Annotated in this window: 5 protein-coding genes; 3 read left to right on the top strand and 2 right to left on the bottom strand. The window is 49.3% G+C overall.

What is annotated here, in order from left to right:
- Positions 1–123: 123 nt before the first annotated feature.
- Together Q0231_RS06885 and Q0231_RS06880 are read left to right on the top strand one after the other, a co-directional pair.
- The gene (locus Q0231_RS06885; protein WP_269392292.1) at positions 124–582 is read left to right on the top strand and encodes a hypothetical protein; all 459 of its coding nucleotides are present in this window, start codon (positions 124–126) and stop codon (positions 580–582) included.
- Positions 583–659: 77 nt separating this feature from the next.
- Complete coding sequence (locus Q0231_RS06880; RefSeq protein WP_299346667.1) at positions 660–1,970, top strand: hypothetical protein; 1,311 nt, start codon at positions 660–662, stop codon at positions 1,968–1,970.
- Here the strand turns inward: Q0231_RS06880 and Q0231_RS06875 are convergent.
- Positions 1,967–3,820, bottom strand: coding sequence for an FAD-dependent oxidoreductase (locus tag Q0231_RS06875; protein ID WP_299346665.1), 1,854 nt, complete (start codon positions 3,818–3,820; stop codon positions 1,967–1,969). The genes Q0231_RS06880 and Q0231_RS06875 overlap by 4 nt on opposite strands.
- Positions 3,807–4,883, bottom strand: a complete 1,077-nt coding sequence (locus Q0231_RS06870) for a hypothetical protein (protein ID WP_299346663.1) — start codon at positions 4,881–4,883, stop codon at positions 3,807–3,809. The genes Q0231_RS06875 and Q0231_RS06870 overlap by 14 nt, the downstream gene beginning before the upstream one ends.
- Before the next feature lie 220 nt (positions 4,884–5,103).
- Between Q0231_RS06870 and ccmI the strand changes: the two genes are divergently transcribed.
- Positions 5,104–6,169: c-type cytochrome biogenesis protein CcmI (ccmI, locus tag Q0231_RS06865; RefSeq protein WP_299346661.1), on the top strand; the 1,066-nt coding region annotated here is incomplete at its 3' end.

The following is a 6,169-nucleotide window of genomic DNA, read 5'->3' as shown; positions in this document are numbered from 1 at the left end:
ATTGAGCTTGGGACTGCACAAATCGGTGGCTTGCGCGTTTGTATGACTTTGCCGGCAGTCACTGGTACATAACAACCACAATTCTGCCGCAAAATGCGGCAATGTGTTTGGCAGGAGTGAACAATGGCAAACCTAATTCGAATCGCTTGTATCGCATCAGCAATTTTGGCGACATCTGCCTGCGCGCGCTTTGATGCAGGGGGATTGGGCAGTGCACCTGCGGCCCCTCAACTCGAGAGTTCTACCCAAACCCAAAGCCCCGTCGCACCAAGCGTTGAGTTCTCAAGCTCTGTAATTCTTTCATTCCTGCCAAGTGAAGTTCAATCAAAGCTCAGCGTTCGAGAAAAGTCAGAAGCGGCAAGTGCACAGTTCTATGCGCTGCAGTACGGTCGTGTTGGCGCAACTCGTGAGTGGACCGGGGACAGTGCGACGCGGGGCGAAATCAGCGTGGGTCCATACATCAAAGTGAATGAACTGGATTGTCGTGAATTCAGTCATACTGTTTTGGTTTCGACTGAACGATACTTGAAATCTGGTACTTCTTGCAGAGAGCAAGACGGTCAATGGAATGTGGTTGGCTAGATAACTGACTAAAAGTGTTTGTTTACTTATACTTGATAGAGTCACCGGTGTGAGTTTATGAACTATTTGGTATAGTAATGCGCCGTTCCCCTTTAGAGCAATTAAATGCGTTGAGCGCTTCCCGTTCTTCAGATCGTCTATCCACCTCCAATGATCATGCCACCAAAGTCGACGATGATGCGGTTGCCGCTGTTCATAAAGACATGGCAATTGAACGCATTTCGAGTGAGCTTGGACCAATCTTATTGGACGGTCAGCCAGAAATGTTTGGCGCCGGAATTCGTCGTTCAGCGCTCGACCATTTTTGGGAATGGGCGCAGAGGGATTTGGATCAAACAGAGATTTCCAAAATCAACGACGTCTTAGGTGGGCAATCACAACCTGACGAGCGGGAAATTGAACGATCACTTAGCAAAATAGTCGATATTGTTTCACCAATTTTCGCGCAAAACGTTGCTGATCCTGAACAAAAACGCAGGCTTACCATCCAGGTTGGCGGGGTTGAAGTCTTCGATGCAATACCAACTATACTGCTGGCCTTTAGTTACATTAGCTACATTGGCACAGGCGCAAACCTTGGGCGTGAGCTTAGCGAGAACGAAGAGCCTGAAGCATTTATTTATGCGCTGGAGCACATTGATTTTCCATCGAATGACATAAAAAGTCTTTGGTGCCAAACTTTTGCAACGGGCGTTCTAAGGCCCGATTTGCTGGCCGCCGCAATTGCGAAACTCAGCTATGCCTCAACCGAAGAAGCGATTAAAAAATCTGGGTATGGTGAATATGTCGACGCGCTTATAACAAATGCTCAGCAGCAAATTGAAATGATCGAAAAACAAACGGGCATTTTCCGAGATATTGATTTGACGTGCAAAGCGATTGATAGATTTCACCACATTGCCCGTGGCCTACAATTCCATCTGGATTTATCCAAGTCTTCCAAGTGGAACATTTCATTGGAGCGCTTGGTTAAGCGCGGCGCAAACGCGCTAAGTGGAAAGTTCGTTGACGTATTGCAGGATGTCAAAAAAGTGTTGGGGCCGGCGCCAAGAGGGGCGACATCAATTATGCTCGACCCAGCAGACGTTTTGCAGGCGTATAATGGCCTCTACATCATGGCCGCAACCAGATCTGCTCGCGAGTCGCTCGCTGTAAATGCGGTGGTTGAACGAGGTTGGAAAGACGTAGGGACTGCGCTTGAAGCGATGGTCGATAGAATTTTTGAACACTTCAAGCACTCAACGGGCAGCGACGCTTTTGACAACGCGCAAATGGACATTGTCATCAAGTTCTGTTCGATCCGCTTTGGCGTGGAATATGCTGCGATCTTGAGGCGGAATAGAGATAATATTCTCCGGCGAGCGGGTGGAATGAGGGCTTCCTCTTAAACTGCCTTGCCGAGTTTTGCCGCAAATAGACCGCTTTTCGTCTGAACAAATGCTTTTTTGAGCAGTTCATCTCCTGCGCCCTCAACAAGAGCCACTAACTTGCCATCAACCTCGACAATAACGCCATAAGCATTTGGCAATTCGTTCACGCCGTCACCATCGTAGATGTACTGACCCACACTCAGGTTTAGGTAACCTTCCGCGTGGATTTCAACATGGATAGGGTCGCTAAAGCGTGTGCCGAGCAGGTACGACATGTCTGTCTTGGGATGTGACCTGCTGTCTTGGTTCGGTCCCGGTGTGGTGCCTAAATTGCGCATTTGCTCGATTGTTAGGCTAAGCCCTGATCGTTCAAACAAATACTCACTGAGGGCGTTCTGATTAGGTTGCTTGCTAAAGCTCGGCACGTCTGCCTCGCGCCTTATGTCACTGACAATGAATTGCGAACCCTCAATGCCAAGCGCTTTTGGTAAGCTCTCATACTTGTACATACCCTTATAGGGGCGCGTTGGCTTTGAGGAGTGGCCCAATTGACGATAGACAATTTGCTTGGCCTCAGAAAGGCAAGCACTTTGCGTAATCGCACCGTGTGCTGATCCGACGATCGATACATTCGATGTTTGGCTATTTGTAGGGTCAATCTGACCTGTTTCATTGAGTTGACAATGCCCACCAGCACGAACCCACAGTTTCAGGTTCGGTTTTGGCGCGTGCGATACGACCAGCTCCGAGAATTCACGCTTTGTTTTGCGTTGGCCCGACGTAAAATCGCTACCAAACTCGACTAATGCGTGCTCTCCAACTTGTGTGAGACTGAGAATGCTTTCTCCCATATGCATCCTCACGCCGACAGCCTTGGCAAAGTCAATATGTCGGGATGTTGGCTCTGTTCGCGGGTCATACAAACCATCAACATCAATACCAGCTTCGAGTAGCTGTTGAGCGAGGCGATAGCCCGAGTTGCCGCCCGTAATTACACTCAGATTTGATGCTGGCTTGACGGCATAGTCGGCTGCCAGTCGAAAAACTTGGTTGGCGTACCTGATGTTGCTGAACTCACCAAGACCGTTCCCCCTGTAATCCGCACCGACTGCAAGAATAAGCTGTTCGTAACGTGTCCAGCCCACATTTTGCGAGAGGCGTGCATCGTCGTTTTGATGCGTTGTTTTGGCAAGAATCCTGTTTGGACGGATATCGAGGACATCGATGCCCAACTCCACACTGATTGCCTTGTGCGCGTTTATTTCGTCCACAAGGCGGCTGATCAGCGAACGAGGAGCTTCTTCGTCATCTGCTTGACCATAATAGTCACACATCCCACCAAGTCTTTTCGCACGTTCCAAAAGCGAAACGCTTCTGCCCAGTTCTGCAGCGCTAATCGCAGCTTGCAATCCTGCAATTCCTCCTCCGACCACCACAACATCTGCCATCCGCTCTTCTTGCAATGGATGATCAAGAACACTCTTTGTATTCGTGTGTTCGATTGTAATGTGGCGCTCATTTTTGGGTTTGAAAACTTGGCCAATTTTGCCGAGCAGGTTTGGCAAAGGGAGCGTTTCAATAGTCATTTGATCAACAAGGTCAAGGTCACCATACCAATTGTCTGCACAACTACTACCTGAAATCTTGCAATGAACGAGTTGGATTGAATCCTGATTGAGTGGAACCTTGGTCCGATCCATCAAACTTAGATGTCTGACGCCGTTTGCGAGCAGGGCGCTGAGCAGGGTGTCGCCTATAAACGCCTCAAGTTTTCGACCGTTAAACAAGAAATGAATCGGCCGCGATCGATCAATCAGGCTGCCGCAAAAAGGCGAGCCATTGGTGGTTGGAAACCTAAACTCTTGCATTTCCACCTCCCAACTCGACTGAATACGGTGGGCAGATATCGGCGTGTCGTTGACCGCTTGCGCTATGCTCGGCCCAATATCGTAGATTTTGATCGTTACTTGAATTGGTAACGAGGTCGCTCACATGAGGCATCAAAAACGCTCGAACAGTGCCACCCGAGAAAACCCACGTTTTCTTCTGCACTTGAAAATCCAACAATGGTCCACCGTCGATAGTTGTAACGCCTTGAAACGCGCCCATTGCGTGAACCTTCATTTTTTCTAGATCCAGGGCCTCGTTTTTTGCGCGCGAGATGACTTGATCAAATTCAAGCGGTGCGGTGATTAGCAACTTGTTTTCAGCAGCTTGGCGAATGCACATTTGCCCATCGACATATAAAGTCGGTGGTTTCACAAAGCGAGTATTCAACCGCATAGCAAGTTTGGTGCCCTGAATTGGTCTTAAAATATTGCGCAAAGCCGCGTTTGCGTGCGCGTGCACCAAGTCATCATCAAGTATGATGGTTGTGTCAGCACGGTATCGCTTTCCGTCTGACTTCATGGATAATCGACCGTCTTTCAATCGCTTTGCGTCTTCAAACTCTGATCGATCAAACACTTCCATCCCCACACCCAAATAGGCATTATGAAGGAACTCAATCGCTTGGCGTTTCTTTGGTGCAACTACGTCACGTAGTAGCAAGTACTCGGCGCCCTCGCGCTCTGCCTTTCTCTCAAATTGTCGATTGCAAGCAATCAACGCACCCTCGATGTAGTTCAAAATGTCCGAGTTTGGGCCAGCTGAAACTTTCAGGTTAAGTGGGCTTTTTTCGAAACAGGACCTGCCGGCTCTATCAGAGAACTGGGCTTGCCAGCGCTCTATCCCCAAATGTGCCAATTTAATCGTGTCTGGGTTGCAATTGCCACCCACTGAAAAATCTTGATGGTCGGGCAGAGTATAGTCATTGACCTGATCGCGGACCAACAGCACGCGGGCTGAATGACGTTGGATTAACTCGGCGGCCAAAAACAAGGCATCGACACCGCTGCCATATATAGCAAAATCAAACTCTTCTACCTGCATATGCCGACCAACAACGCCCCATTCAAGGTCACTGTTGCACCATTTCTTGGCTTGTGCGTCAATCGGTCTGGGGGGAAAATCTTAAGAAAGCCATTATCTGGTACAAAAGTCTGTCGATGTGGCTATAAAGGTTAGTTAAGACAGGTGGGGACCCGAACGGAATATGATTTTTTGGATAGCGATAGGACTCATTGCGGCCGTCTGCGCTTTGGTGTTGGCAATGCCGATCCGCAAATTTGGAACGGACATAGCAGGTAGCGACACTGAACGAGCTGAAGAAATTAAGACAGCTCGTGAGTTCTATGAATTGCAGCTTGCTGAGCTGCATGGCGACTTAGAAGCCACCAAGCTTGATGCTGCTGAATTTGAAGCAGCAAAGCTGGAGCTCGACAAGGAATTTTTGCGCCAAAGTCAAATTAGCAAAATGAAGTCCGAGCGACGTTTTGGCTCGCCTATTGTGATTGGGCTGAGCGTGCCCGCTGTTTTGGCTATTGCGTTGGCAACATATGTTGCCGTGGGTAATCCGGGTATGCGCAACGCGCCATTGGCCGAACGGGTGCAAAATGGCGAGAACATCGATATTGTGGACGCAATTGCAAAAATCGAAAAACGTCTCTTTGATGTCCCAGATGACCTTCAGGGCTGGAAAGTAATAGCCCCAATTTATATGCGCCAGCAGGCTTTCGAAAAAGCGGTAACCGCATTTCGAAATATTGTGCGGCTCGAAGGAGAAAGCGCAGACAATCTGACAGATTTGGCTGAAGCAAGTGTGTTGGCCCAGAACGGCGATGCAACAGGCGAGCCATTGGCGCTGCTCAATCAGGCGCTTGCATTGCAACCAAACCACTTGCGATCTCAGTTCTACTTGGCGGGAGAGGCGACCCGCACAGGTGATTTTGAAACGGCAATAGAGCTTTGGACAAATGTGCTGCGCGACAATGTGGGGAATGAACCCTGGCTCGAAACCGCACGCGCCGGTCTGCAGGTCGCCAGAGATGGTTTGCAAGGCCAAGTGGGGACCCCAGGCGGCCCAACCCAAGATGAAGTTGACGCTGCAATGCAAATGTCTGAGACAGACAGAAGTGCAATGATTGAGAATATGGTATCGGGTTTGCAGGAGCGTTTGTTCCTAACCGGTGGTTCGCCAAGCGAATGGCAACGACTGCTGAAAGCGCGCCTTGTGCAAGGACAAGTTGAAATTGCTCAAAAAGTCCTTGGCGGTGCGCGCGAGGCCCTAAAAGGCGAAAGTGCTCAGCTCGCAGAGTTTGAAGAATTGGCAGCTACCG

Origin of the sequence: uncultured Maritalea sp. (genome assembly GCF_937139385.1) — a bacterium.
Taxonomy (GTDB): domain Bacteria; phylum Pseudomonadota; class Alphaproteobacteria; order Rhizobiales; family Devosiaceae; genus Maritalea; species Maritalea porphyrae_A.
The sequence above is the reverse complement of the archived record's forward strand: the minus strand, read 5'-3'. Positions and strand labels throughout refer to the sequence as shown.

Coding starts and splice junctions, on each gene's coding strand:
- Q0231_RS06885 (WP_269392292.1), top strand. CDS start 124: ATGGCAAACCTAATTCGAATCGCTTGTATCGCATCAGCAATTTTGGCG.
- Q0231_RS06875 (WP_299346665.1), bottom strand. CDS start 3,820: ATGCAAGAGTTTAGGTTTCCAACCACCAATGGCTCGCCTTTTTGCGGC.
- Q0231_RS06880 (WP_299346667.1), top strand. CDS start 660: ATGCGCCGTTCCCCTTTAGAGCAATTAAATGCGTTGAGCGCTTCCCGT.
- Q0231_RS06870 (WP_299346663.1), bottom strand. CDS start 4,883: ATGCAGGTAGAAGAGTTTGATTTTGCTATATATGGCAGCGGTGTCGAT.